Source organism: Mesorhizobium loti (assembly GCF_003148495.1).
GTDB lineage: Bacteria > Pseudomonadota > Alphaproteobacteria > Rhizobiales > Rhizobiaceae > Mesorhizobium > Mesorhizobium loti.
Genome location: NZ_QGGH01000001.1, coordinates 1,008,692 through 1,034,162, shown reverse-complemented (window position 1 = coordinate 1,034,162; position 25,471 = coordinate 1,008,692). Strand labels below are relative to the sequence as shown.

Annotated in this window: 25 protein-coding genes; 14 read left to right on the top strand and 11 right to left on the bottom strand. The window is 63.3% G+C overall.

The window, feature by feature from the left end:
* Window positions 1-134: 134 nt before the first annotated feature.
* Window positions 135-1,337, top strand: coding sequence for a pyridoxal phosphate-dependent aminotransferase (locus C8D77_RS05205; protein ID WP_109659927.1), 1,203 nt, complete (start codon window positions 135-137; stop codon window positions 1,335-1,337).
* Window positions 1,338-1,406: 69 nt separating this feature from the next.
* Here C8D77_RS05205 and C8D77_RS05200 read toward each other — a convergent pair whose 3' ends face one another.
* Entirely contained in the window at window positions 1,407-1,802 is a 396-nt protein-coding gene (locus tag C8D77_RS05200) for a (R)-mandelonitrile lyase (protein WP_109659925.1), read from the bottom strand.
* 283 nt (window positions 1,803-2,085) lie between these two features.
* Between C8D77_RS05200 and C8D77_RS05195 the strand changes: the two genes are divergently transcribed.
* The 3 genes from C8D77_RS05195 to C8D77_RS05185 all read left to right on the top strand — a co-directional run bounded on the left by C8D77_RS05195 (window position 2,086) and on the right by C8D77_RS05185 (window position 7,091).
* Window positions 2,086-3,618, top strand: a complete 1,533-nt coding sequence (locus C8D77_RS05195) for a putative bifunctional diguanylate cyclase/phosphodiesterase (protein WP_109659923.1) — start codon at window positions 2,086-2,088, stop codon at window positions 3,616-3,618.
* Window positions 3,619-3,811: 193 nt separating this feature from the next.
* Complete coding sequence (locus C8D77_RS05190) at window positions 3,812-5,863, top strand: elongation factor G (RefSeq protein WP_109659921.1); 2,052 nt, start codon at window positions 3,812-3,814, stop codon at window positions 5,861-5,863.
* A gap of 730 nt (window positions 5,864-6,593) precedes the next feature.
* On the top strand, window positions 6,594-7,091 hold the full coding sequence (locus C8D77_RS05185) for a methyltransferase family protein (RefSeq protein WP_109659919.1): 498 nt from the start codon (window positions 6,594-6,596) through the stop codon (window positions 7,089-7,091).
* 19 nt (window positions 7,092-7,110) lie between these two features.
* Here C8D77_RS05185 and C8D77_RS05180 read toward each other — a convergent pair whose 3' ends face one another.
* Window positions 7,111-8,007 (bottom strand): LysR family transcriptional regulator, encoded by an 897-nt coding sequence (locus C8D77_RS05180; RefSeq protein ID WP_109659917.1) that lies wholly within the window; start codon window positions 8,005-8,007, stop codon window positions 7,111-7,113.
* A 79-nt stretch (window positions 8,008-8,086) separates the two neighbouring features.
* A complete protein-coding gene (gene trxB / locus C8D77_RS05175) occupies window positions 8,087-9,061 on the bottom strand; it encodes a thioredoxin-disulfide reductase (RefSeq protein WP_109659915.1) in 975 nt (324 codons plus the stop codon).
* A 251-nt stretch (window positions 9,062-9,312) separates the two neighbouring features.
* On the opposite strand from trxB, the gene C8D77_RS05170 reads away from it, so the two are divergent.
* Together C8D77_RS05170 and C8D77_RS05165 are read left to right on the top strand one after the other, a co-directional pair.
* Window positions 9,313-9,792 (top strand): Lrp/AsnC family transcriptional regulator, encoded by a 480-nt coding sequence (locus tag C8D77_RS05170; protein WP_057144879.1) that lies wholly within the window; start codon window positions 9,313-9,315, stop codon window positions 9,790-9,792.
* 264 nt (window positions 9,793-10,056) lie between these two features.
* Complete coding sequence (locus C8D77_RS05165; protein ID WP_109659913.1) at window positions 10,057-10,851, top strand: glycosyltransferase family 2 protein; 795 nt, start codon at window positions 10,057-10,059, stop codon at window positions 10,849-10,851.
* 4 nt (window positions 10,852-10,855) lie between these two features.
* Here C8D77_RS05165 and C8D77_RS05160 read toward each other — a convergent pair whose 3' ends face one another.
* The 4 genes from C8D77_RS05160 to C8D77_RS05145 form a co-directional block, all read right to left on the bottom strand.
* Window positions 10,856-11,515 (bottom strand): HAD family hydrolase, encoded by a 660-nt coding sequence (locus tag C8D77_RS05160; RefSeq protein WP_109659911.1) that lies wholly within the window; start codon window positions 11,513-11,515, stop codon window positions 10,856-10,858.
* Window positions 11,508-12,080: a D-sedoheptulose-7-phosphate isomerase gene (locus C8D77_RS05155; protein WP_109659909.1), complete on the bottom strand. Its 573-nt coding sequence runs from the start codon at window positions 12,078-12,080 to the stop codon at window positions 11,508-11,510. The genes C8D77_RS05160 and C8D77_RS05155 overlap by 8 nt, the downstream gene beginning before the upstream one ends.
* A gap of 7 nt (window positions 12,081-12,087) precedes the next feature.
* Entirely contained in the window at window positions 12,088-13,581 is a 1,494-nt protein-coding gene (gene rfaE1, locus C8D77_RS05150) for a D-glycero-beta-D-manno-heptose-7-phosphate kinase (protein ID WP_109659907.1), read from the bottom strand.
* 157 nt (window positions 13,582-13,738) lie between these two features.
* The gene (locus C8D77_RS05145; protein WP_109661287.1) at window positions 13,739-14,371 is read right to left on the bottom strand and encodes a LysE family translocator; all 633 of its coding nucleotides are present in this window, start codon (window positions 14,369-14,371) and stop codon (window positions 13,739-13,741) included.
* Window positions 14,372-14,535: 164 nt separating this feature from the next.
* On the opposite strand from C8D77_RS05145, the gene rfaD reads away from it, so the two are divergent.
* From rfaD to waaC, 3 genes are read left to right on the top strand one after another with little or no spacing between them, the layout of a single operon-like run.
* A complete protein-coding gene (rfaD, locus tag C8D77_RS05140) occupies window positions 14,536-15,486 on the top strand; it encodes an ADP-glyceromanno-heptose 6-epimerase (RefSeq protein WP_109659905.1) in 951 nt (316 codons plus the stop codon).
* Window positions 15,459-16,466: a lipopolysaccharide heptosyltransferase II gene (waaF, locus tag C8D77_RS05135; protein WP_109659903.1), complete on the top strand. Its 1,008-nt coding sequence runs from the start codon at window positions 15,459-15,461 to the stop codon at window positions 16,464-16,466. The genes rfaD and waaF overlap by 28 nt, the downstream gene beginning before the upstream one ends.
* Window positions 16,463-17,452: a lipopolysaccharide heptosyltransferase I gene (gene waaC / locus C8D77_RS05130; RefSeq protein ID WP_109659901.1), complete on the top strand. Its 990-nt coding sequence runs from the start codon at window positions 16,463-16,465 to the stop codon at window positions 17,450-17,452. Before waaF ends, waaC begins: the two co-directional genes overlap by 4 nt.
* Before the next feature lie 243 nt (window positions 17,453-17,695).
* Here the strand turns inward: waaC and greA are convergent, their stop codons facing one another.
* Window positions 17,696-18,169, bottom strand: coding sequence for a transcription elongation factor GreA (gene greA, locus C8D77_RS05125; RefSeq protein WP_027039333.1), 474 nt, complete (start codon window positions 18,167-18,169; stop codon window positions 17,696-17,698).
* A gap of 274 nt (window positions 18,170-18,443) precedes the next feature.
* Complete coding sequence (locus C8D77_RS05120; RefSeq protein WP_109659899.1) at window positions 18,444-18,980, bottom strand: tetratricopeptide repeat protein; 537 nt, start codon at window positions 18,978-18,980, stop codon at window positions 18,444-18,446.
* Between the two features lie 183 nt (window positions 18,981-19,163).
* On the opposite strand from C8D77_RS05120, the gene C8D77_RS05115 reads away from it, so the two are divergent.
* The 3 genes from C8D77_RS05115 (at window position 19,164) to C8D77_RS05105 (ending at window position 21,773) form a co-directional block, all read left to right on the top strand.
* Window positions 19,164-19,589: a DUF3775 domain-containing protein gene (locus C8D77_RS05115; RefSeq protein WP_109659897.1), complete on the top strand. Its 426-nt coding sequence runs from the start codon at window positions 19,164-19,166 to the stop codon at window positions 19,587-19,589.
* A gap of 186 nt (window positions 19,590-19,775) precedes the next feature.
* Complete coding sequence (locus tag C8D77_RS05110) at window positions 19,776-20,852, top strand: extensin-like domain-containing protein (protein ID WP_170136695.1); 1,077 nt, start codon at window positions 19,776-19,778, stop codon at window positions 20,850-20,852.
* Between the two features lie 117 nt (window positions 20,853-20,969).
* The gene (locus tag C8D77_RS05105) at window positions 20,970-21,773 is read left to right on the top strand and encodes an extensin-like domain-containing protein (RefSeq protein WP_109659893.1); all 804 of its coding nucleotides are present in this window, start codon (window positions 20,970-20,972) and stop codon (window positions 21,771-21,773) included.
* 6 nt (window positions 21,774-21,779) lie between these two features.
* On the opposite strand, the gene C8D77_RS05100 is transcribed toward C8D77_RS05105, so the two are convergent.
* A complete protein-coding gene (locus tag C8D77_RS05100; protein WP_109659891.1) occupies window positions 21,780-22,499 on the bottom strand; it encodes a gamma-glutamylcyclotransferase in 720 nt (239 codons plus the stop codon).
* A 113-nt stretch (window positions 22,500-22,612) separates the two neighbouring features.
* On the opposite strand from C8D77_RS05100, the gene C8D77_RS05095 reads away from it, so the two are divergent.
* Entirely contained in the window at window positions 22,613-23,320 is a 708-nt protein-coding gene (locus C8D77_RS05095; RefSeq protein WP_109659889.1) for an LssY C-terminal domain-containing protein, read from the top strand.
* 13 nt (window positions 23,321-23,333) lie between these two features.
* On the opposite strand, the gene C8D77_RS05090 is transcribed toward C8D77_RS05095, so the two are convergent.
* Window positions 23,334-24,356 (bottom strand): zinc-dependent alcohol dehydrogenase family protein, encoded by a 1,023-nt coding sequence (locus C8D77_RS05090; RefSeq protein WP_109659887.1) that lies wholly within the window; start codon window positions 24,354-24,356, stop codon window positions 23,334-23,336.
* A gap of 126 nt (window positions 24,357-24,482) precedes the next feature.
* Here C8D77_RS05090 and C8D77_RS05085 point away from each other — a divergent pair, with 126 nt between their 5' ends.
* Window positions 24,483-25,397 carry a LysR family transcriptional regulator gene (locus C8D77_RS05085; protein ID WP_109659885.1) on the top strand — a complete coding sequence of 305 codons (915 nt, stop codon included), beginning with the start codon at window positions 24,483-24,485 and terminating at the stop codon, window positions 25,395-25,397.
* The last annotated feature ends 74 nt before the right edge of the window (window positions 25,398-25,471 follow it).

Below are 25,471 nucleotides of genomic sequence, written 5' to 3'. Positions count from 1 at the left end.
AATTTATTGTTGCCGATCACAGCTCCTTGAGACCTGGATCAGCCGACAATGCTTGCACTGCGCGAAATCATGCGACATGAGAAGCGCCGCGGCCGCTCCCGGCCCGCGCCGACCTAGTTTGGAGATATCTGGTCATGGCCTTTCTTGCGGACACCCTTTCCCGCGTGAAGCCTTCTGCCACCATCGCGGTGACGCAGAAAGCGCGCGAGCTGAAAAATGCCGGCCGTGACATTATCGGCCTCGGCGCCGGTGAACCGGATTTCGACACGCCCGACAACATCAAGAATGCGGCGATCGAGGCGATCCGTCGTGGCGAGACCAAGTATCCGCCGGTTTCGGGCATTGTGCCGCTGCGCGAGGCGATCGCGAAGAAATTCAAGCGTGAGAACAATCTCGACTACAAGCCCGAGCAGACCATCGTCGGCACCGGCGGCAAGCAGATCCTGTTCAACGCCTTCATGGCGACGCTGAACCCCGGCGACGAGGTCGTCATCCCCCGCCCCTACTGGGTCAGCTACCCCGAGATGGTGGCGATCTGCGGCGGCACCTCGGTGTTTGCCGACACCTCGATCGACAACGGCTTCAAGCTGACCGCTTCCGTGCTGGAAAAGGCGATCACGCCGAAGACCAAATGGTTGCTGATGAACTCGCCGTCGAACCCGTCTGGCGCCGCCTACACGGAAGCCGAACTGCGCGCGCTGGCCGATGTGCTGTTGAAGCATCCGCATGTCTGGACGCTGACCGACGACATGTACGAGCACCTGACCTATGGCGATTTCGTCTTCAAGACCATCGCCGAGGTCGAGCCGAAGCTCTACGAGCGCACGCTGACCATGAACGGCGTATCGAAAGCCTATGCCATGACCGGCTGGCGCATCGGCTATGCAGCCGGTCCGGTCGCGCTGATCAAGGCGATGGACATGATCCAGGGCCAGCAGACATCGGGCGCCTGCACCATCGCGCAGTGGGCCTCCGTCGAGGCGCTCAACGGCCCGCAGGACTTCATCGCCAGGAACAAGGCGATCTTTCAAGGGCGGCGCGACCTCGTCGTGTCGATGCTCAACCAGGCGCGCGGCATAACCTGCCCGTCGCCGGAAGGCGCCTTCTATGTCTATCCCTCCTGCGCCCAGCTGATCGGCAAGAGGACCAAGGCCGGCAAGCTGATCGACACCGACGAGACTTTCTGCTCGGAGCTGCTCGAGGCCGAGGGTGTCGCGGTGGTGTTCGGCTCGGCTTTCGGCCTTGGCCCCAACTTCCGCATCTCCTACGCCACCTCGGAGACGCTGTTGGAGGAAGCCTGCACGCGCATCCAGCGCTTTACCGCCTCGTTGACCTGATCGGCGCATGGCATCGCAATCAATGAAAACCCGGCTCGACGCCGGGTTTTTCGTATTGGCCAGATAACATCACTTGCCATACTGCTCGCCGCTGACCGGCTCCAGCCAATCGACATGGACATCGTCGAGCGCCTCCTGCATGGCGATATGCGTCATCGCCGATTTCGGCGCCGCGCCATGCCAGTGCTTTTCGCCTGGCGCAAAGGATATGACGTCGCCGGCCCTGATCTCCTGAACCGGTTCGCCCCATGTCTGGGCAAGCCCGGCGCCCACGGTGACATAGAGCGTCTGGCCAAGCGGATGCGTATGCCAGTGGGTGCGCGCGCCCGGCTCAAAGCTGACCAGCGTGGCCCGTAGCCGCGCCGGTGCCTCTTTCTCGATGATGGGCGTCTGCAGCACCCGGCCGGTGAAGTATTTTTCGGGCGCTATGACGGTTGGCACGCTGCCACAGGCAATGATCTTCATGGTCGATGGTCCTTGATCTCTGACCGGCTGGCGGCAGAACACCGCCTGTCCGGGCGTTGGCGCAAATGACATTGGCGCAAGCCGGCACCTTCCTCCGATATGCCGCGCCGTGCAACTGCGATCAACCTTCTCCGCCATCCTGACGGCATCCGCGGCAGGCTTCTTAACCATGAACGTTCGATCACCGGGACTGGCGGCCAAATCGCCGACCAGGCGTGGCCGCCTCAAGGGCTTTTTAACGCCTGCCCTCTAGCCCTTGCCGGCGGGGTGTAGGGGTGATGAGATGAGCATACTGGCGACGATCAGGGACCACAGCGGCCGCATCTATCGCGGCATTCAATTGTTGCTTTTGATCAGCATCGGTGCCGCGGTGCTCGGCGCTTTCGACATCTCGCAAAACCTGCCCTCGGGCGCCTCCTTCACCGTCTCGATCCTGGCCACCGGCCTGGCCCTGCTGGCGCTGATGTATATGCGCAGCAGCGTCGTCCATCGCTTGCGGTCGGCGGCCGTCGCCGAGGCGGAAAAACATCATTTCCTGACCAGGGACGCGATGACGGGGGCGATGACCCGCCGCTATTTCCTGGAAGCGCTTCATGACAGTCTCGGCAGCATGCGCGACCGGCGCGATGCGACCTTGCTGCTGATCGACGTCGATCATTTCAAGCAGCTCAACGATACGTTCGGGCATCAGTTCGGCGACCTCGCCTTGGCATATCTGGTCAAGACGTCAGAGCGCATCTTTGCCGGCGGCCTGGTCGGACGGCTCGGCGGCGACGAGTTCGGCGTCATCATTCCCCACGGCGATCTCGCCGCCATCAACAAGGATGTCAGGCAATTGCTCGACACCATGCGGGCCGGCAAATCGCATGAGGGCAAGACCATCCCGCTCTCCATTTCCATCGGCGTGGCACTGGCGCCGACACATGCCTCCAACACGACGGAACTGATGCTGGTTGCCGACCTGGCGCTCTATGAAAGCAAGGCGGCGGGCCGTGGCCGCGTCACCGTGTTCGACGAGGAGATGCTGTCCGACAAGCGCTACCGCCGCCTGATCGAACGGGAACTGCGTGCGGCCGTCTATCTCGGCGAACTCGAACTGCACTACCAGCCCATCGTCAACCCGGACGGATCCGCTTATGGTTTCGAAGGGCTGATCCGCTGGCGCCATCCGGTTCGCGGCCTGATCTCGCCGGCCGAATTCATTCCGATCGCCGAGCGCTCGACCCTGATCGACATGCTCGGCGAATGGGTGTTCAAGCGGGCTTGCGCCGACATCGGCCACTTCCTCCCCGGTCGCCGCATCTCGATCAACGTCTCCGGCGAACAGCTGAAGCGCGACGAGATCGTCACCATGTGCGACCGCGTGTTGAAGGAGACCGGCCGTTCCGCCGCGCAATTCGTCATCGAGATCACCGAAACGGTGGCGACCGCCGCGACGCCCGAGATCCTGCGACGCCTCGAAGCGTTGCGCGGCCTCGGCTTCCACATCGCGCTCGACGATTTCGGCACCGGCCATTGCGGCTTCAACTATCTGAAGACCTTGCCCATCGACAGCATCAAGATCGACCGTTCCTACATCCGCAGCCTCGCCCATGACCAGGTGGCGCAGATCTTCGTTTCGGCGCTGGCGCAGATCGCGCGCATCCAGGACGTCACTATCGTCGCCGAAGGCGTCGAGACGCAAGAGGAGTTCGCCCTCGCCAAGGCCGCCGGCTGCAATCGGTTCCAGGGCTATTTCTTCGGCAGGCCGGCACCGCGCGACAAGGTTGCTTCCCTGCGCGCCGTCCACGCCGAACCCTTGGCGCTGAGCGCCTGAGGCCACAGCGAAGATTTCTATTTTTCTTGCCCTGCCGGCAAACAAGTGGGACGATGGCTTTGGGCAGGTGGCACTTGAAAAGAACCCCGCCCGCGACGGTCGAACAGGCCGGCCGCCGCTCAGGACCGATTGACCACGCCTGAACCATGCATGCCAGTCGGTCCTACGGGAAACGCCTGAGTGGAGGTCAGTTATGGGTACTCGCGCCGGAGGACGACGCACGGGACCGAAATGCATTGCCATAGTCGGTCCCTTTGCAAGCGGTAAGACGACACTTCTCGAAGCCATACTGGCCCGTACGGGCTCAATTCCCCGACAAAATCCCGTTTCATCAGGCAATACCGTTTCGGATCATTCGCCCGAGGCGCGCGCCCACGCCATGAGCGTCGAGGCGACAATCGCCACCGCTGAATTCATGGGCGAGCAGATCACCTTCGTCGACTGTCCCGGCTCCATCGAATTTTCCTTCGAGGCCGAGCCGGTGCTGGCCGCCTGCGACCTCGCGGTGGTCGTAGCCGAGGCCGACGAAAAGAAGATCCCCGCCCTGCAGTTGATCATGCGCAAGCTCGACGATCTCGGCGTGCCGCGCATCCTGTTCCTCAACAAGGTCGACAAGGCAATCGCCGGCGTGCGCGACACGCTGAAGATGCTGCAGCCGGCCAGCGCGGTGCCGCTGCTGTTGCGCCAGATTCCGTTGCGCAAGGATGGCGTCGTCATCGGCTCGATCGATCTGGCGCTGGAGCGCGCCTACATCTATCGCGAGTATGCCGAAAGCGAGGTGGCTCAGATACCGGGCGACGACAAGGCGCGCGAACTGGAGGCGCGCTTCTCCATGCTGGAAACGCTGGCCGACCATGACGACCATCTGATGGAACAGCTGCTCGAGGAGATCGAGCCACCCAAGGACGCGATCTTCGACGACCTTGCCGCCGATCTGCGCGACGGCGCGGTAACGCCAGTGCTGATCGGCACCGCCGAGAAGGGCAACGGCGTGCTGCGCCTCCTGAAGGCGATCCGCCACGACGCGCCGGACATCGAGGCGACCCGCAAGCGGCTCGGCGCACCCGACGGCGCCGCGACCTTGGTCCAGGTGATGAAGACCATCCACACGCCGCATGGCGGCAAGCTGTCGGTGTCGCGCGTCCTGTCCGGTCAGGTCGTCGACGGTTCCGAACTCTGGCTGCCCGGCGGCGACACGGCCAAGGTCTCCGGCATCTACCGGATGCTCGGCAAGGACCAGTCCAAGCTGACCATCGCCAAGGCCGGTGACACGGTGGCGCTGGGCAAGCTGGATGAGGTCAAGACCGGCCAGACGCTGAGCTCGGCCAAGGGCGGCGCCAAACAGCTGTTCCAGTTCGAGCCGCCGCAACCGGTCTTCGCCTTCGCACTGCGCCCCAAGGAGCGCAAGGACGAAGTGAAGATGTCGGCCGCCATACAGCGGCTGGCCGAGGAAGACCCGTCGCTCAGCCTGCGTCACAACCAGGACTCGGCCGAAACCGTGCTGTCGGGCCATGGCGAGATGCATCTGCGTGTCGTGCGCGAACGGCTGGAGGGCAAGAACCAGATACCGGTCGAAGGCCATGCACCGGCGGTGCCCTATCGCGAGACGATCCGCAAACCGGCGCAGCAGCGCGGCCGTCACAAGAAACAGTCCGGCGGCCATGGCCAGTTCGGCGACGTGGTGATCGAGATCAAGCCGCTGCCGCGCGGCTCCGGCTTCCAGTTCACCGACACCATCACCGGCGGCGTCGTGCCGAAGACCTACATCCAGTCGGTCGAAACCGGCGTGCGCGATTATCTGAAGTCTGGGCCGCTCGGCTTTCCCGTCGTCGATGTCGCCGTCAACCTGTCGGATGGCTCCTACCACGCGGTCGATTCCTCCGACATGGCCTTCCAGATGGCGGCCAGGCTGGCCATGAAGGAAGGCATGGCCGCGTGCTCGCCTGTGCTTCTGGAACCGGTGATGAAGGTCGAGATCGTCACACCGTCCGACGCCACCTCGAAGATCATCGCACTCATCCCGCAGCGGCGCGGCCAGATCCTCGGCTATGACGCGCGGCCTGACTGGCCGGGATGGGATGTTGTCGAGGCAACCATGCCGCAAGCCGAGATCGGCGACCTGATCATCGAGTTGCGCTCGGCGACCGCGGGCGTCGCCAGCTACCGTGCCGTCTTCGACCACATGGCCGAACTCACCGGCCGTCTGGCCGACGAGGCGATGAACACCGACGGCAAGGCTGCCTGACCCGTAGCACCATCACACACCCCTCGAACCTCGGTTCGAGGGGCAAAAAGAAAACGACGCCCGGCGGGGACCGGACGTCGTTTTGTTCGCGGACCGTTTCCTTGGGAGGTAAAACGGCAGGTCCGCCGCATTTGATGCCGCCGAACTCGGCGGAAGAAACGGTTCGGACGCGGTAGCCGCCTGAGCCCGGGCCGTACGAGTGATGCCCCCATCTCCCGTTCGAACCACACCGCGTCCTATGCTGTACATAGCAGGTCGCGGCCGTCCGGGATATGTTACCAGAGGTTACATGTCACTGTTACGTGGCAATTGTGATGGATTTTTTGGTCAACCCAGCAGGGCACAGGCAACAAAAAAGCCGGATCAACGAAGATCCGGCTGAGTTTGATTGGAAGTGCCTGTTAAGGCTAACCTCCAGAGGGGAACACTCTAGGGCGCTAATGGGAGGAGAACGCGCCCAGGAGATGATCTATATATGTGCTCATCATGCCCAAGAAACAAGCATCTATTTTGCAACACACGCATGCAAAAAGACGCAGGCTGTGGTCTAACCCATTCCAGGAGCCAATAGGACCAGCAGAATCGTCAAAATGGAGCGCTGAACCGGGCGATTGTCACTAGAGAATCGCGAATCCCCACCGGTTTTTGCCCCAAATTGCGAAAACTGCGTGATGATGTGGAAGCGGGCAGCAGGCGTTCATTTCTAAGGCAATCGGGGAGGAAGCAGCCAATGCGGGCGTTTTCGGCGATCGCCGGCAGTGCGGCCTTCTTCATTGCGGCGCCCTGCGTGGTTGCCGGGCTGGTGCCTTGGCTGTTGACAGACCGCTGGGGCTTGCCTTGGTCAAGCCTGCCGGGCTTTGCGCCTGTTGGCGGGCTCCTGATCGTCGCCGCGATCGCAGCACTCCTGCATGCCTTCGGTCGCTTTGCGCTTGAGGGCCTCGGCACGCCCGCTCCGGTCGCCCCGACCGAAAGGCTGGTGATCGGCGGCATCTACCGCCATGTCCGCAACCCGATGTATGTCGCCGTGCTGTCGATCATCCTGGGTCAGGCGCTGCTGTTCTCGAGCTGGACGCTGGTCGCCTATGTCGTCATCGGCGCGATTGCCATGGGCTCCTTCGTGCGGTTCTACGAAGAGCCGACATTGGCCCACCGCTACGGCGTCGAATACGAGACCTACCGCCGCAACGTGCCCGGCTGGCTGCCTCGCCTGACGCCCTGGCGGGATTAACTTCAGAACAGCGAGAAAATCAGAAGGACCAGCTCCTGGCCTTGGCAATGATGAAATCGCGGAACACGTGCAGCTTGGCCTGGTTCTTCATCGCGTCGGGATAGGCGAAATAGGTGTCGAAGGACGGCACTTCGGTCTCCGGCAGCAATTGCACCAGGTCGGAGTCCTTGCTGATCACATAGTCGGGAAGCATGGCGATGCCGGCACCGCCCTGCACCGCACGCTTGATCGACAAGATGTCGTTGATCTGCAGCGTCGGCACCCTTTGTCCACCGTCGAAATCACCGACCGTTTCAAGCCAGTTCAGCTCCGACAGATGCGAGGGCACCGGCACGCCGAAGGTGACGATGCGATGGCTCTTCAGCTCGGCGACGGAAGCCGGCTTGCCGTGCTTGGCGACATAGGATGGCGCCGCGTAGAGGTGGAAATGCACGGTGAACAGGCGGCGCTGGATCAGGTCCGGTTGCTGCGGCTGGCGCAGCCGGATGGCGCAGTCGGCCTGGCGCATGGTGAGGTCGAGTTCCTCGTTGGCGAGGATCAGCTGCAGGCTGATTTCGGGATAGAGCTCGATGAATTCCTGCACCCGCTCGGTCAGCCAGCCGGCGCCCAAGCCCACCGTCGTCGTCACCCGAAGCACGCCCGACGGGCGGTCCTTGGTCTCGGTCAGTCGTGACTTGATGGTCTCAAGCTTCATCAGCACGTCATGCGCCGTGCGGAACAGCATTTCGCCCTGCTCGGTCAGCACCAGCCCGCGGGCGTGGCGGTTGAAGAGCGGCACGCCGACATCATGCTCGAGTGCGCTGACCTGCCGCGAGATCGCCGATTGCGACAGATGCAATGTCTCGGCCGCATGGGTAAAAGACCCCGCCTCCGCCGCAGCGTGAAACACGCGTAGCTTGTCCCAGTCCAACGCCATGATACCCCTCGTTCTGTTTTGGCGTCTGAATGAAAAATCAGGCTTTTACACGGCGTTTCTAAGCCGCTCTCTGAACTCTCTACTCGGCCGCTTCGCGGTGCACTTCGATGCCGGCCAGATATTTCTCCGCCTCAAGTGCGGCCATGCAGCCGAGCCCTGCCGCCGTCACTGCCTGGCGGTAGATGTCGTCGGTCACATCGCCGGCCGCGAACACGCCAGGCACGTCGGTGCGGGTCGAATCCGGCGCCGTCCACAGATAGCCGTTCGGCTTCTGCTTCAGCTTGCCGGCGAACAGTTCGACCGCCGGCGCGTGGCCGATGGCCACGAACACGCCGTCGATCTTCAGATGCGTTTCCTCGCCAGTCACCGCGTTGCGCAGCTTCAGGCCCTCGACCGAAGGCGGCAGCGGCGTCTTGCCGGGACGGCCGGTGATCTCGTCGACGATCGTGTCCCAGATGACGCGGACATTGTCCTTCTTCAAGAGCCGCTCGCGCAGGATGCGTTCGGCGCGGAAATCGTTGCGCCTGTGAATGACAGTAACGCTCCTGGCGAGGTTCGACAGGTAGAGCGCCTCTTCCACCGCTGAATTGCCGCCGCCGATGACCGCGACATCCTTGCCGCGATAGAAGAAACCGTCGCATGTGGCGCAGGCCGAGACACCGAAGCCCATGAAGGTCTGTTCGGTCGGAATGCCCAGCCATTTCGCTTGCGCGCCGGTGGCGATGATCAGTGCGTCGGCGGTGTAGGTGGTGCCGGAATCGCCCTTGGCGCGGAACGGCCGCACATTGAGGTCGACCTCGGTGATGATGTCGTTGATGATGTCGGTGCCGACATGCTCGGCCTGCTTGAGCATCTGCTCCATCAGCCACGGACCCTGGATGGGGTCGGCGAAGCCGGGATAGTTCTCGACATCGGTGGTGATCATCAATTGGCCGCCCTGCTGCAGCCCGGCAACCAGCATCGGCTTCAGCATGGCGCGGGCGGCGTAGACCGCTGCCGTATAGCCGGCCGGGCCGGAACCGATGATGAGAACGGGCGCGTGCTTGGTGGTCATCTAAAGCCTCTGCGGAGGGCTGCCGGCAATTGCGGCATGGAAAACTCGGTCTGTATCGCGCGTAATGTAAGTGTTGCCCACGACACCAGCAAGGCAAGTTGGCGTTCGTCCCCGGAAAGCTTTGTCGCACCCTGTTGCCCGCCTGATCCTGCGAAATATTCCGGGCGAGGGATGGAATGGACAGCGAAGTCGTTTAATTACAAAATCACGCAAGATTCTTGCGTGTTGCCCCTGACTTCTCGAGAGCCCTCATGCCGCTCAAGGCCGACCTCGACGCCATCGACTGGAAGATCCTGCGCGAACTGCAGGGCGACGGCCGCATGACCAATGTCGAACTGTCGAACCGCGTCGGTATTTCTGCGCCACCATGCCTGCGCCGCGTCAAGCGGCTGGAGGAAGCCGGCATCATCCGCGGCTACCGCGCTTTGCTCAATGCACCGGCGCTCGGCCTCGATGTCGTCGCCTTCTGCTTGATCGGCCTGCATCACCAGGCCGACGCCGAGTTGCGCACCTTTGCCGAACGCACCCGCGGCTGGCCGATCGTACGCGACGCCTGGATGGTGTCGGGCGAATCCGATTTCCTGCTGCATTGCGTGGCAAGCGACCTCGGCGCCTTCCAGACCTTCGTCATCGAGGAGCTGACTTCGACCCCCAATGTCGACACGGTGCGCACCGCACTCACCATCCGCCGGGTCAAGGATGAAGGGCTGGTCTCGTTTGCACAGCCCTGAGTCGGTTTGAACGCCAGCGCCACATCGGGCGTGGCAGATGCGGGTTGCGGGCTTCGCCATATCAGGGCCGCTTTGGCATTCGATAGGCTGTCGTGTAGAAAGCCGGATCGTTCTGCCGTGGCCCGCCCTGTTGGTTTCCTAAAGCAATTCCAGAAAAAGTGTGTAACGGTTTTCCTGGGAAAGCGCTTAGCGCTTGGGGATTGCGTAAAAACAGATGGCGCAAAGCAGCGCAATTCCGAGAACAGTGTGCCGTAGGGTGGGACCATGACTCGATTTGCTAGCCCGGTTTCGGCGCTGGTCATCTGCATGAACGAAGCCGACATGATCGGCCAGTGCCTGGAAAGCGTCGACTTCTGCGCCGAGATCATCGTCGTCGATTCAGGCTCGACGGACAGCACCCTGGACGTCGTCCAGGAGTTCATCGCCAAGGGCTACCCGATCAGGCTGTTTCACAACGACTGGCCGGGTTTTCCCCGCCAGCGGCAATTCGCCCTCGATCAGGCCACGCAGCCATGGTGCCTTTCGATTGAAGCCGATGAGGCCATCGACGACCTGCTCAGGCAGTCGATCATGGACGTGACGCAGCCTCGCAATGTCGGCTTCGACGGATGGTACATAAGGCGCCGCGACAAGCTGAAAGGCTATGGCTATGCGCACCGCTGGGTGCTGCACAACAGGCTGCTGCGTCTCTTCCGCCGAGACAAGGCCACCATGGACCTCAACTTGCGGGTCCATGAATCGTTCGAGGTGCCGGGCGAAACCGGCACGATTGAAAATGGCGTGCTGCTGCACCGCCGCGAAATGAGCATCGCGGAGGACTTGGCCAGGGCCAACACCTACTCCAGCCTCAAGGTTGCCACGCTGGTCGAGAGGGGCAAGAAGCCAGGCTTGGTAAAGCTAGTGCTGTCGCCGCTCGGCAACTTCCTGAAATTCTACCTGGCCAAGCGCTACTTCCTGTGCGGCCGGCACGGCTTCGTCTATTCGATGATGGTGATGGTCTATTCGTTCGCCACCGAGGCCAAGCTTTATGAAGCCTGGCGAGACAACGATCCGGCGTGAGCCGTCACCGCTCGCCTGACACGGCACCAAGTCCCGCTATTGCGGCGAGCAGGCCGTTGAAATCCTCGCGGTCGCGCCATGGCCCGACCGTGAAGCCCGATTGAACTGCCGCTTGCCCGTCGACCAGCCAGCCCTGCGAGAGGCCGGCACGCTGTCCCGCCTCCATGTCCGCCTTCTTGTCGCCGACGATCAGCGAACGCCGCAGATCGAGCCCGAGGCGTTTGGCCGCCTCCAGCAGCATGCCCGGATTGGGCTTGCGCATCGGATGATCGGCGACCGCAAGCGGGCCGGAGCCCGCTTCGTGATAGGCGCAGGCCAGCACCATGTCGACGAATGCGCCCTCGCCACCTAGCAATTCCAGCACGCGGCCATTGACGGCAGCGAAATCGCCCCAACGGTAATAGCCGCGCGCGATGCCCGACTGGTTGGTGACGATGATGACGGGAATGCCGGCGCGGTTGGCGGCAGAGATCGCTGCGGCTATATCCGCGCGCAGCACCATTTCGGCTGGATCGTCGGGATAACCGGTATCGACGTTGATGGTGCCGTCTCGGTCGAGGAACAGCGCCGGCGTACCGGCGGGAAACACCGTCCGGCCGACCCGCTCGACCCATAGGCCGGGCTCCGCAAGCGGATAGGGGCCGGACGTCGTGGAGTCAGCCATTGCTGAGACGCGCTTCGACCACCTCGCACAGATAATGATAGAGGCACAGATGCCCCTGCTGGATGATCGGCGTCGAGGTCGACGGCACGTTGAGCAGAATGTCGGACAAAGGCTTCAGCTTGCCGCCGGTGTCGCCGGTCAGGCTGATCACCGTCATGTCCATCATCCGCGCCTGTTCGGCGGCAGCGAGGATGCTCGGCGAATTGCCGCTGGTCGAGATTGCCAGAAGCACACCGCCGGCCGCGCCATGCGCCTCGACCTGGCGCGAAAACACCGTGTCGAAGCCATAGTCGTTGCCCCAGGCCGTCAGCACGGCGGCATTGGCCGGCAGCGCGATGACGTTGTAGGCCTTGCGCTCCTTCAGGAAACGGCCGACCAGTTCGCCGGCAATGTGGATGGCGTCGCTGGCCGAGCCGCCATTGCCGCAGATCAGCAAGGCTTTCCCCGACGAAAGCGCCGATACGACGGCGCTCGCCGCCCGCTCCATCTCGCTGGTCAGGTCGCGCTCGACCGTGGCTGATATGGCAGCCGCCGAGCGGACCAGATAATCGTTCAAGTCGGACATGAAACCCTCAGTTTGTCGTGCCGCCAGCGCGCAATTTGCCGATTGTGTTGGTGGTGCTCTTGCCGGCGACGAGATCGACCAGCACGACGCGGCCGCCGGCTTTCTGCACCACATCGGCGCCGACCACGGTGTCGACGGTGTAATCGGCGCCCTTGACCAGTATGTCGGGCAGCAGCGCTTCGATCAGCGCCAGCGGCGTATCTTCCTCGAACACCACGACCGCATCGACCGAGGCGAGCGCCGCCAGCACGCAGGCGCGGTCGTGCTGGTCGTTGACCGGCCGCCCTGCCCCCTTCAGACGCCGCACCGAGGCATCGCTGTTGAGGCCGAGCACCAGCCGGTCGCACTGGCTGCGCGCCGCGTGCAAGAGGCTGACATGGCCGGCATGCAGGATGTCGAAGCAGCCATTGGTGAAGCCGACGCTCAAGCCTTCTTCCTTCCACGCCGCGACCATGCGCGCGGCCGATGCGGCATCGAGGATGGCGTCCTTGTGGGCGGTCGGTCCATGCGAGCGGAACAGCGCGCCGGTGAGTTCCTCGACCGTCAGCCGCGCGGTGCCGCGCTTGCCCACCACGACGCCGCCAGCCGCATTGGCGATCGAGGCCGCCATGACGGTATCGGCGCCTACGGCCAATGCCAGCGCAAAGCTCGCGATCACCGTGTCGCCGGCGCCCGAGACGTCGAACACTTCGCGCGCCTGGGTGGCGATGTGGCGTGCCTCGGTCGGGCCGACCACGCTCATGCCCTTTTCGCTGCGCGTCGCAACGACGAAGTCGAAACTGTGCGCCGAAATCAGCTGGCGTGCCGCAGCCACAATCTCGTCATCGGCGAAGACCGCATGGCCGACCGCCTCGCCAAGTTCCTTGCGGTTGGGGGTGATGGCGGTCGCCCTGGCATAGCGCGCATAGTCGCGGCCCTTCGGGTCGACCAGCACCGGTTTTCCCGCCTCGCGGCAGATGGCGATCAGATCAGCGGCGACGCCGTCGAGCAGGATGCCCTTGCCGTAGTCGGACAGGATGACGATGTCGGCGCGCGGCAGTGCATCGCGGAAATGCCGGATCAGGCCGGCGCGCTCCGCAGCACCCAGCGGCTTGATTTCCTCCTCGTCGAAGCGAAGCACCTGCTGGTTGAGCGCGCTGAAGCGGCTCTTCGACGAGGTCATGCGGCCGCGCTCCTGCGCCAGGCCAGCCGTGTCGACGCCAAGCTCGCCGAGCATCCGCACCAGGCTGTCGCCCGCTACATCGGTGCCGATGACCGAGACAGGAACAGCGGCAGCGCCGAGCGAAACGATGTTGGCCACGACATTGCCGGCGCCGCCCATGGTCGAGGTCTCGCCGCGCCCGTGCAGCACCGGGATCGGCGCTTCCGGCGAGATCCGCTCGATGACGCCATTGACGAAACGGTCGAGGATGAAGTCGCCGACCACCAGCACGGTGGCCTGGCCGAACCGCGCAATGGCGCGGTGCAGGGGTTCGGGAGAAGGCGGATTGTGCTTGATCATGTCACTGGCAACGCATGGAAAAGGCCGATTTCAATCTTGCTGGTCATCATCATCAGACAGGCCGGATCGTTCATGGCCCAGATCGTTCATGGCAAAAGCCGATATACCGCAAATCCATGCAGTGCAACGGCAGGGCATGACCGCGAGGCCCGGGCGGTCAGCTCTTCTGCAAGGCGACATGGACACCAAGCCCAACCAGCATCGCGCCGCCGGCCCGCTGCATCAGTTGCTGTGCACGGCTCGAACGCCGCAAACGGCCGATCACGGCGCCCGCCAGGAACACGCAGACGACATCGGCCGAAGAGAACATCAGATTGACTGTTGTGCCCAGCACGACGAACTGCAGCCAGACCGGAAATGCCGCCGCGGCATCGATGAACTGCGGCAGGAATGCCATGAAGAAGATCGCCGTTTTCGGATTGAGCACCTCGACGGTGATGCTCTCGAAAAAGGCACGTCGTGCCGATTTCCGCTCGATCGCGGGCAGCGCCGTGTCACCCTCCGCGCGCTTGCGAAACAGCGAGACGCCGAGCCAGATCAGATAGAGCGCGCCAATCAGCTTGACCGCCATGTACAGCGTCGGCACGGCGTGAAATAGCACCGACAGGCCGGCGGCGGCGGCGAAGACATGCACATAGCCGCCCAGATGAATGCCCAGCGCCGCCGTCAGGCCGGACCAACGGCCGCGCGCCATCGTCTGCGCGGCGGCGTAGAGCATCGCCGGGCCGGGAATGTAGGCGAAGATCGCCGTGGTGGCGAAAAACGCCAGCAGCAGTTCGGTCGACGGCATTTCTTTGTCCCTCACGATCATGCCGAGCGGCACAAACCGACTGAAGCGGAAGCTTTGCGGCGCCACTGTGACATCCGCTCCGTTGCCTGCTTTATCGACAGCCCACCCTGCCTCCCTTATAAGGGCCGGAATCGGCAAGTGAAACGCGTATCAGGGCCAACCACATGATCATCGTCACGGGCGGCGCCGGCATGATCGGCTCCAACATCGTCGCCGCACTGAATGCCGAAGGGCATGACGACATCTTCGTCGTCGACGACCTCACCGATGGCCACAAGATCGCCAATCTCGCCGACTTGCAGATCGCCGACTATCTCGACAAGGACGATTTCCTGCCCCGCATGGAGGCCGGCTCGCTCGGCCGCATCGAGGCCGTCTTCCACCAGGGCGCCTGCTCGACCACCACCGAGTGGAACGGCAAGTTCATGATGGAGGTGAATTTTGCTTACTCGAAGCGGCTGCTGCATGCCTGCCAGGCGCTGCGCGTGCCCTTCCTCTACGCCTCCTCGGCTTCCGTCTATGGCGGCGGTTCCGAGTTTCGCGAAGAGCCGGCGCTCGAGCGGCCGCTCAACGTCTACGCCTATTCGAAGAAACTGTTCGACGACTATGTCAGGCGCACCGTCTTCGACACCGATCATTCGCAGGTCGCGGGCCTGCGCTATTTCAACGTCTATGGCCCGCGCGAGGCGCATAAGGGCGCTATGGCCTCGGTCGCCTTCCATCTGTTCAACCAGGTCGGGCGCGGCGAAAATCCCAAACTGTTCGGCGCTTACGATGGCTTCGGACCGGGCGAACAGAGCCGCGATTTCATCCATGTCGGCGACGTCGCCGACGTCAATCTGTGGCTGTGGAAACGGGGCTCAAGCGGCATCTTCAATTGCGGCACCGGCCGCGCCCAGCCCTTCCGCGCCATCGCCGAAACGGTGATCGACACGCTGGGCAAGGGCGAAATCGAGTTCATCACCTTCCCCGACCATCTCAAGGGCAGCTACCAGAGCTTTACGCAAGCTGATATGTCCCGTTTGCGCGCGGCCGGTTACAATGGCCAATTCCGGACAGTGGAAACCGGTGTCAGAGACTATGTCGAATGGCTGAAAGCCCAACGATCCTCGTGATCGGCCCACGCTGGGTGGGCGACATGGTGATGGCGCAGTGCCTGTTTTCGGCGCTGAAGGAGCTGCATCCCAACGCAGCCATCGATGTGCTGGCGCCGGCCTGGGCCGCGCCGCTGGTCAAGCGCATGCCCGAAATCCGCCAGCAGATCGACTTTCCGCTCAAACCCGGCGCGCTCGAATTCACCCATCGCCGCCGCTTCGGCCGCCTGCTGCGCGGCCGCTACGACATGGCCTATATCCTGCCGGGCAGCTGGAAATCGGCGCTGATCCCGTTCTTTGCCCGCATTCCGCGCCGTGTCGGCAATCTCAGGGAAATGCGCTACGGCCTGTTGACCGACATCGTACCGCTGCCCGACAGCGTCAAACGACGCACCGCGCAGGCCTATTTCGGCCTCGCCCAGGGCGGCAGCTTCCGGGCGCCCCGGCTGAGCGTGGACACGAAAAACCAGGTCACGCTGCTCGACCGCTTCGGGCTGGCGCCGCAGAAATTCGTGGCACTGATGCCCGGCGCCGAATTCGGCCCCGCCAAGCGCTGGCCGAGCGAAAGCTATGCGGGTCTTGCCCGCGATTTCATGGGCAAAGGTTTGAAAGTCGCACTGTTCGGTTCGAAGAACGACCGCGACGTGACGGCGGAAATCGCCGCCCTTGCCCCTGGCCTCGTCGACCTCGCCGGGCAGACGCGGCTGGAGGACGCCATCGACCTGCTATCAGCCGCCAGGCTGGCGGTGTCCAACGACAGCGGGCTGATGCATGTCGCGGCCGCCGTCGGCACGCCGATCGTAGCCGTCTATGGCTCGACCTCGCCCGAGAACACGCCGCCGCTGGCCGAGCACCGGGAACTGGTCTGGCTTGGCCTGTCGTGCTCGCCATGCCACCAGAAGGTCTGCCCGCTCGGCCACCTCAACTGCCTGAAGACGCTTGAAGTCGGCCAGGTCGCGGCGGCAGCGGACCGCCTGCTGGAAATCCCGGCCGCGGCATGAAGGTGCTGATCGTCAAGACATCCTCGATGGGCGATGTCATCCACACCTTTCCGGCCGTCGAGGATGTCCGCCGCCAGCGGCCGGACATAACCTTCGACTGGTGCGTCGAAGAAGCATTCGCCGGCATCGTGGCGCTTCACCCGGCAATCGACAGGATCCACACGGTGGCGATCCGGCGCTGGCGCAAGGCGCTGCTCGATGGCGGTACCTGGCGCGAGGCGGCCGCCTTGCGTCGCACCTTGCGCGATTGCCGCTACGACCTGGTTATCGACGCGCAAGGCCTGCTGAAATCGGCTCTGGTGGCAAGACAGGCGGGCGCACCCATTGCCGGCTTCGACCGCTCCAGCGCGCGCGAACCCTCAGCGACGCTGTTCTACGATGTCATCTATGCCGTGCCGCGCAACCTGCACGCCATCGAGCGGACGCGGCGGCTGTTCGGCCTGGCGCTCGGCTATCAGCCCGATCTTTCGACGCTGGACTCCGGCATCGTGCCGCCGGCCGGCAATCTGGCCAACATCCCCGGTAAAACCGCCTTCCTGCTGCACGGCACCAGCCGCGAAGACAAGAAATGGCCCGTCCAGGACTGGATCGAAGCCGCCCGCCTGCTGGTTGAGCGGGGAATGACGCCGTTCACCACATGGTCGAACGAGCGTGAGAAAACCGTGGCCGAAGCGATTGCGGGGGCCGTTCCGTCAACGGTCGTGGTGCCGAAATCGCCGCTGGCCGAGATCGCCGCATTCATCGGCCGCTCGACGCTGGTCATCGGCGCCGACACCGGGCTGACCCACCTTGCCAGCGCTTTCGGCCTGCCGACGGTTGCGGTGTTCCTGGCGACCGAGCCGGGTTTGACCGGCCCGCGCGGGCCCTATGCATCGACGCTTTTGGCCGCGCCTGGGGAGCGCGTTGCGCCGGCGGAGGCGGTGGCGGAAGCAGAGAGGCTGGCGGGACTTCAGGTCCTTGGCAGGCCCAATGCTGGTAAGAATTGAATTCAATCGGGAGGCTGGCGCTGCCCCTCATTGCCCTGCTGGGCATTTCTCCCCGTGAACGGGAAAGAAGCTGGCGGCAACGCCGGCACCTTCTTTGCAACGCTGAGAATTGCCGGAATCATCAATAAAGGCGTCCTTCTCCCCGTTCACGGGGAGAAGATGGCGGCAGCCAGATGAGGGGCGGCGCGGCGTTTGTGATTGAAACAAATAGCCCGCTAAAGGCTTAATAGCCGGGCTTTCGACCTAAATAAATTGCACCTGGACGATCTCATACCCCCTGGCACCGCCCGGCGCGTTGACTTCGATGGCGTCGCCGACTTCCTTGCCGATGAGCGCACGCGCGATCGGCGAGGAGATCGAGATGCGGCCGGACTTCACGTCCGCTTCCTGGTCGCCGACGATCCGGTAGGTCTTCTTCTCCTCGGTGTCCTCGTCGACCAGCACCACGGTGGCGCCGAACTTGATCTTGTCGCCGCTGAGCTTGCTCACGTCGATCACCTCGGCGCGCGCGATATAATCTTCAAGCTCGTTGACGCGGCCCTCATTGAGGCTCTGCGACTCTTTGGCGGCATGATACTCGGCATTTTCGGACAGGTCGCCATGCGAGCGCGCTTCGGAGATCGCCTCGATGATGCGCGGCCGCTCTTCCTGCTGGCGCCAACGCAGTTCTTCCTTCAATGACGCGAACCCCTCGCCTGTCATCGGGACCTTGTTCATGATGCCTGACCTTTCCTGCTGCCACCCCCGCGTTTCGGGGAAAGCCTTGTCGATGGGTACAAAAAGAAAACGGTCCGGCAGCCTCGGGCTAACGGAACCGTTTCACCGCAATTTCCCTGAATATAGCAATCTTCGCGGGTTTTTCACGTCCAAAAATCGGTTTTGCAAAAATCATCCCCGCTTTCATCAGTCGAGAGCGGCTAATAAGTCCGAGGGGTAACAAAAAAGCGGCCGCGATCGCTCGCGGCCGCTCCTAAGAACCCCTGGTGTCTTTTCAGCTCCTCATGAAATGGTCGATCTGCTCGGACAGCATACCGTATTCGCGCGAACCCTTGCCGGTCCGCTTCTCGATCTCCATCAACTGCTGCTGGGCGCCGGCCAGATCGCCGATCTGCAGATGCGCTTCGCCGAGATATTCGCGCACCAGCGTATAGTTGGGATCGATGCGCAGCGCTTCCTCGTAATAGCCGAGGCCGACGGTGACGCGGCCGGAATGGCGATGCGAATAGCCGAGATAGTTGAGGATACGCGGATCCTGCTTGTTGGCGGCGAGGCTGAGCACGGCAATCGCCTCGTCGTAGCGCCCGGCCATCGCCAGCGCGTGGCCCGCATCATAGATGCTGTCGTCGTCGAGCATGCCTTCCTGGGGCGCGACGCACTTTTTCTTCTTCTTGTCCCAGACTTCGCCCTTCTTGCACTGGGTGACGGTCTGATCGCTGCCACCGCCACTGCCCGCGGCAAACACAGGAACGGCAAGGAACTGCAGCGCGACAAGGGCAGTCGCCGCCTGGATCAGCATTCTTTTATGCATCGAAGCCTCCTTGAGGGGTGAGAATGCAACACTAACGCCAAGCGCCCGCCGTTTCATCCCGGAAAAATGCGTGCGGGAGAACATCAGGTGACGGATGCTGCAAATCCGTTATCATCGGCCAGGATTTCGGCACTTGCCAGGATTTCGGCACTTGCCAGGATTTCGGCACTTGGGAGACTGCTCGTGCAGCAGCGGCTTGAAAAGGACTGGGAGCTTTCGATCGGTCCCGACACCGTGCGTCTGTTCATCCTCAAGGCCAAAGCGCTGAGTGCCGCCGTCAACGAAGACTATGCCGATGGCTCGGAGCACGAGGTCGAGCTCGACGGCGAGTCCCATGTCAACCATCACCATGATGGCCTTGCCGAGGAAAGCTCCGAGAACCTTACCGAAGAAGAGCTGCGCGAGTTGATTAACGACCTCAATGTCGATGAAGCAGCCGAACTGATCGCGCTGGCCTGGGTCGGCCGCGGCGACTACGACGCCGCCGAATGGGCGGACGCGCTTGCCGCGGCGCGCGAACGCGCCAACAAGCGCACCGCAAAATACCTGCTTGGCATGCCGCTGCTCGCCGACTGGCTGGAGGAAGGGCTGGAAGCGATCGGCGCGTAACGACGTGGTTACCGTTCGTGATGCGGCCAAGGCAACCTCCTTGCCTCGGCGCCGTTGAGGGCCATGGGGTCGATTGTCTTTTCCCGAACATGCAGGGTCGCATTGCTCATGGCCGTCACGGCTTTGCTGGTGATGCCGGCCGAGGCCAGACATCGCCATCGGCATCACAAGCCGCTAACGCCGCGGATGGAGCAGCCTCTGACACCGCGAGCCGACCAGCCCCTCAAACCGCGGGGCGGGCAGCGCCTGAAACCGCGGGGCAAACGGCACGTCACGCCGAACCAGGCACGGCAGAAACCGCAGGATTTGCCGTCCTCGCCAGCTGGTATCCCGATACCCGGATCCGGTGTCCCGGCACCAGAGCCTGGTATTCCGTTGCCCGAGCCACGACCGGCCGACGCTCCAAAGGCCGACGCTGCAAAGACCGAGGAGCAGAAAACGGAAGCTCCGAACACCGCCCGAGCGCCCGCCCGTATCGGTGAAGAAGAATCCCACCAGAAGAAGCAGGCACTTCCCGAGCCGTCGGCACACGAACCCTCAACCGATACGGAAAGCGAGCCGAAACCACCAGCGGTCGCGCCGATTCCGACACAAAAGCCGGACATCGCAGAACCCGAGGATGAGCCGCCGGCCGTTGCGCCGCAGCAAAAGCCGGCCGAAGCAGGCGACGAGAAGATGCTGCCCGATCCGCGCTCGGCCGATCTCCCCGATAGCAAGATGCCCGCCGGGGAAGTCGCTTGCCGCGAACGGCTGAAGGCGCTCGGCGTCGAATTCGAGGAGCACAAGGCGGAAAGCGATCCAGAAATCGGCTGCTCGATCCCCTATCCCCTGGTGTTGAAGACACTCGGCAAGTCGATCGCGATTGCCCCCGGCACCGAACTCAACTGCCCGCTGGCCGAGGCGGCGGCCCGTTTTGCCGCCGATGTGATCCAGCCGGCGGCGAAAGTCGAATTCGGCGCAGACCTGAAATCGATCAGCCAGGCATCGGCCTTTGTTTGCCGGCCACGTCATGGCACCCGGAAACTGTCGGAGCACGCCTTCGGCAACGCGCTCGACATCGCCAGCTTCACGCTATCGGATGGCAAAAAGATCGAGGTCGGCCCTGCGCCGCCCGAGAAGGACGGCAAATTCCTCAACGCCGTGCGCAAGGCCGCCTGCGGACCCTTCAAGACCGTGCTCGGCCCAGGCGCCGACGCCGATCATTCCTTGCATTTCCATCTTGATCTCGAACCGCGCCGGCACGGCGGGACGTTCTGCCAGTGAAGATGGTTGGCCGGGGCCGCGTGCCGCAATTCGGCCGCAGGCATGAACGCGGGCACTGAGTTTTCCTTTACCCTTGATCGTTAAAATGCCCGAGATCTAGGGACAGGGATTCCGCGAATGGCCGGGATATTTGCCGCCGTACGGCAATCGAGACGCATGCGCATGGCAATCGGTGGGCTTGCCGCCGGCCTTGCCCTCGTGGCGGTTTCCGCCTGCAACACCGGCAGCGTGCTGTCGCTTGAACCGGCCGTCGACGTCGGCTCCCAGACTTCAGCCGTGCCGCAATACACAGGCATGCAGAAGCTCGTTCCCTCCAATCCCTACATGACCCAGGCCGCTTATCCGCGCATGGACGAGCCGATGTCCCCGGTCGAGCAAATGCCGGCCAGCGAAACCGATTGTCGCCAGCAATTGAAGCGCCTCGATGTTGCCTTCACCGACCTGGTGCCGATCCATGAAGGCCAGTGCGGCATCGATTATCCGGTCAAGGTCTCGGCCATCGGCAACATCCAGATGAAGCCCGCCGCGACGCTGACCTGCGACATGGCCGCCACCTTTGCCGGCTGGACCAGGAACGAACTCGTTCCCTCGGCCCGCTGGCGCTATTTCTCCGGCGTGAAGACCATCCACCAGGGCTCCAGCTATTCCTGCCGCAACATCGCCGGCGAAGGTGTCTTGTCCGAGCACGGTAAGGGCAATGCGCTCGACGTCATGAGCATCGAGCTCAACAATGGCGACGATATCGATGTGCGCAAGCCCGGCCTGTTCGCCTTCCGCACCCGCGGCTTCCTCAACAATGTGCGCGCCGATGGCTGCCAGTATTTCACCACCGTGCTCGGCCCCGGCTACAATTACGACCACCGCAACCATTTCCATTTCGACATCAAGAACCGCAAGAACGGTTATCGCGCCTGCCGCTAGGAAAGATCAGGTGCGCTGGGCGCCACCTGTGGAAGCGATGATTTGTCGTGCCACCAGATCCTGGATGCGCCAGAGATTCTGGTCGCGAATCCCGCTCTCCTCCAGTTTGCTGACGGTTCGGAATAGGTACTGCGCCGACGAGCCCCAATGACCGGCAGCCCGCGCCAGCGTGTCGGCAACCTGCTCCAATGGCAACCGGCCGGCATAGGCCCTGCCGTCTGGCGCGGCGACGAAGGCCAAGGCACGCAGCGGCCCGTCCTTGGTCTTGACCTTGATCCAGCATGGCACGTTGGTTGGCGGGTTGGCATCGATCTCGCGGCGCATCAACTGGCCAAGTTGCCCGAAATGGTCTTCCGCAGGCAGCCGATAGACGATGCCGTTGCAGCTGCCGCCTCGATCGAGGGCCAGCATCAAGGCCGGCAAATCGCGGGTTCCGCGCCAGCGGGTCAGCTTCAGGCAGAACGAGCGGTGCCATCCCGGCGCCGTGGCCGGGCGCTGCTCGACATGGGCGAATTCGGGGTTCCAGATCAACGACCCATAGGCAAAAACCCACAGCGCTTCAGGCCGATGTTCCGACAGGAGTTGCTCGACAAGACTATCGAACTCCGCGTCTGTATGCTCGGTTGTTCCGGGCTCGGGACCCGGATCCGGTTCGATACGCTCGACCCTTGCGACAAGGTCAGCGGTCAATGCCATCGAGCTGCGACCCACCGGCTTCCACTCCATTCCTGCTCACCCCACGCAAAAACGATGGCAGACGATAGAACGGCTGCGCGCTGCTGACCATTGATTTCCAGGGTCCGTCAGGCAACAGATACCGCACGGATCGAGCCGCATTCATGAGCCAACGAAGCCTGCGACGACGCGCATTGACCTGGCTGGTGGCGCTCTGCGCGGCCTATCTGGCGCTGGCCTATTTCGCCGCACCGGAATTCTGGACGTTTCACGATCGCGGTTTTCGCACGCAGCGCTTCGAGATGGTGACGCATACGCCGCAAGGCATTCCCGGTGACCCTATCAATGTCGGCCTGGTCGGCACGCAGAAGGAGGTGGTCCATGCCTTCGCCGTTGCCGGCTGGGACACCGCCGACGCGGTGACCTTGAAGACCGCGATCGAAATCGGCGAAAGCGTGTTGTTCGACCACCCCTACCCCGATGCGCCGGTCAGCCGGCTGCTGTTCGACGGCCGCGCCCAGGATCTCGCCTTCGAAAAGCCGGAGGGCCCCAGCGCCGACCGCCGGCATCATGTCCGCTTCTGGCAGACCAATGCTGCCGGCGATGATGGCCGGCCGCTGTGGCTGGGCTCGGCCAGCTTCGACCGCGGCGTCGGCCTCAGCCACGACACCGGCGCCGTCACCCACCATATCGGCCCCGACATCGACGCCGAGCGCGATTTTCTGATGCGCGATCTGGCGACCGCCGGCACGTTGAGCTCGACCAGCTACCTTGCAGGCATTGGCGCGACAGCCACCGGGCGCAATGGCGGCGGCGATCCCTATGTCACCGACGGCGAGGCGATTGTCGGTCTGTTGAAGCCGTTGCCCTGACACATCGCAAAGGTCAGGTTGTGGTGATCACGATCTTGCCGAACGGCCCTTTCTCCAGATGCTGCAAGGCCTGCGGCACCTCGTCGAAGCCAAAGACCTTGTCAATGACCGGTTTGATCGCCAGCGCCTCGATCGCCTGATTCATACGCTCGAAGGCGCGGCGATGGCCGACCGACAGGCCCTGCACGGTGATGCGGTTGCGCATGAAGGGCATGATCGGGAAGCTGAGCTCCATCGCGCCCAGCAGGCCGATGATCGACAGCCGGCCATCGGCGGCCAGCGCGTTCAGCGATCGCCGCGCATTGTCGCCGCCGACCATTTCCAGCACGTGGTTCACGCCCAGCCCATTCGTCAGCTCACGCGCGGCCTCGTCCCATGCCGGTTGCGTGCGGTAGTTGATCCCTTGCCAGGCGCCGAGTTTTCTTGCCCGCTCAAGCTTCTCATCGCTGCTTGAGGTGACGATGGCGCGCAGGCCAAACGCCGAGGCGAACTGCAGCGCAAACAGCGACACGCCACCGGTGCCCTGGATCAGAATGGTCTGGCCCGCCACGGGTCTGGTCGCCTCGGCCATGGCGAACCAAGCCGTCAGCGCCGCGATCGGCAGCGTCGCGGCCTCGATATCGCTGAGCGACGGCGGCGCCAGCACTGCGGCGTCCTCGCCGAAGACGACATGATCGGAAAGCATGCCCGACAGCGACGATCCCAACGTGTGCTTGTGCAGCACCGGCGGCGCGTCGCCATCCGGCCAGTCGGCGATCACCTGGCCGAGCACGCGTTGCCCGACCCGAAAGCGCCTGACCGCGCTGCCGATGGCGACCACTTCACCCACCGCGTCGGATGTCGGCACGAAGGGAAAGGCGAGATCCGGGATCAGCACGCCGTCGACGATCATCTTGTCCTTGTAGTTGAGCGATACGGCCTTGGTCCGCACCAGCAAATCGTGCGGCCCTGGCTGGGGAACCTTGCCTTCCACCTGGCTTAGCTTCGACAGGCCGAAGCCGCTCATCTGCCAGGATCTGTTGGTTTGGGTGCTCATGTCGTCTCGCGCTCCTTGAGTGATGCCACGCGAGACATTTATGCCTTCCGACTATGGAAAATAGTGCTTCTGTGCGGCATATTCGGCGACTGATTGCGGACTACAAGTCGACAATAGGAAATCGCCATGGAAACGGCCGGCCTGCAAGGCATCGTTGCATTCGTTCAATCGGTCGAGGCTGGCAGCTTCACGGGCGCAGGCGAGCGGCTGCATGTGACGAAGTCGGCGATCGGCAAATCGATCGCGCAGCTGGAACAGAGACTCGGCGTTCGCTTGCTGAACCGCACCACCCGCAGCCTCAGCCCGACCAGCGAAGGCGTCAGCTACTATGAAGCCTGCGTCCGGGCCCTGGCCGAGATCGAAGCCGCACAGTCGTTGCTCGCCTCGCGCCGGCAGGTCCCGTCCGGCCGGCTTCGGATCGACGTGCCGCTGGCCTTCGGCCGCCGCTGCGTCGCCCCCGTGCTGTTCGAGATCTCGAGGAAGTTTCCGGACCTGACGGTAGAAATCTCCTTCAACGACCGCCGCGTCGACCTGATCGAGGAGGGCATCGACCTGGCGATCCGCATGGGCGAACTCGACGACAGCCTGTCGCTTGCGGCCAGGCGCCTCTACGCCCAGCGCTCGGCCATTTGTGCTGCTCCTGCCTATCTCGACAGGCATGGCCGGCCGCAATCGGTCGAGGATCTCGCCGATCACAGCGTCATCGGCTATGGCCGCGAGGGTGTCGTCCGTCCCTGGGTCATCAGGCACGCCGACGGCCATCTGGCAACCTTCGTGCCCAGGGCGCGGCTCGTCCTCGGCCATGGCGAGCCGATGCTGGATGCCGCGCTTGCCGGCTGCGGCATCACCTTCCTGCCGACATGGCTGGCCGCCGACAGCCTCAAAAGCGGCGATCTCGAAATGGTGCTGTCGGACTGCCTGGTCGAGAACATCGTCGTGCATGCCGTCTGGCCGGTGACGCGCACGCTCACGCCAAAGGTGCGGGTTGTCGTCGACGCTCTCGTCGAACATTTTTCGGCGCCGCCCTGGGATGCCGCGTGAGCGAAATACCGGTCATTTCTCAAAAAACACGCCGGACTATTTTCGAAGACCGCGCGGCAATGCTATTGACCGCT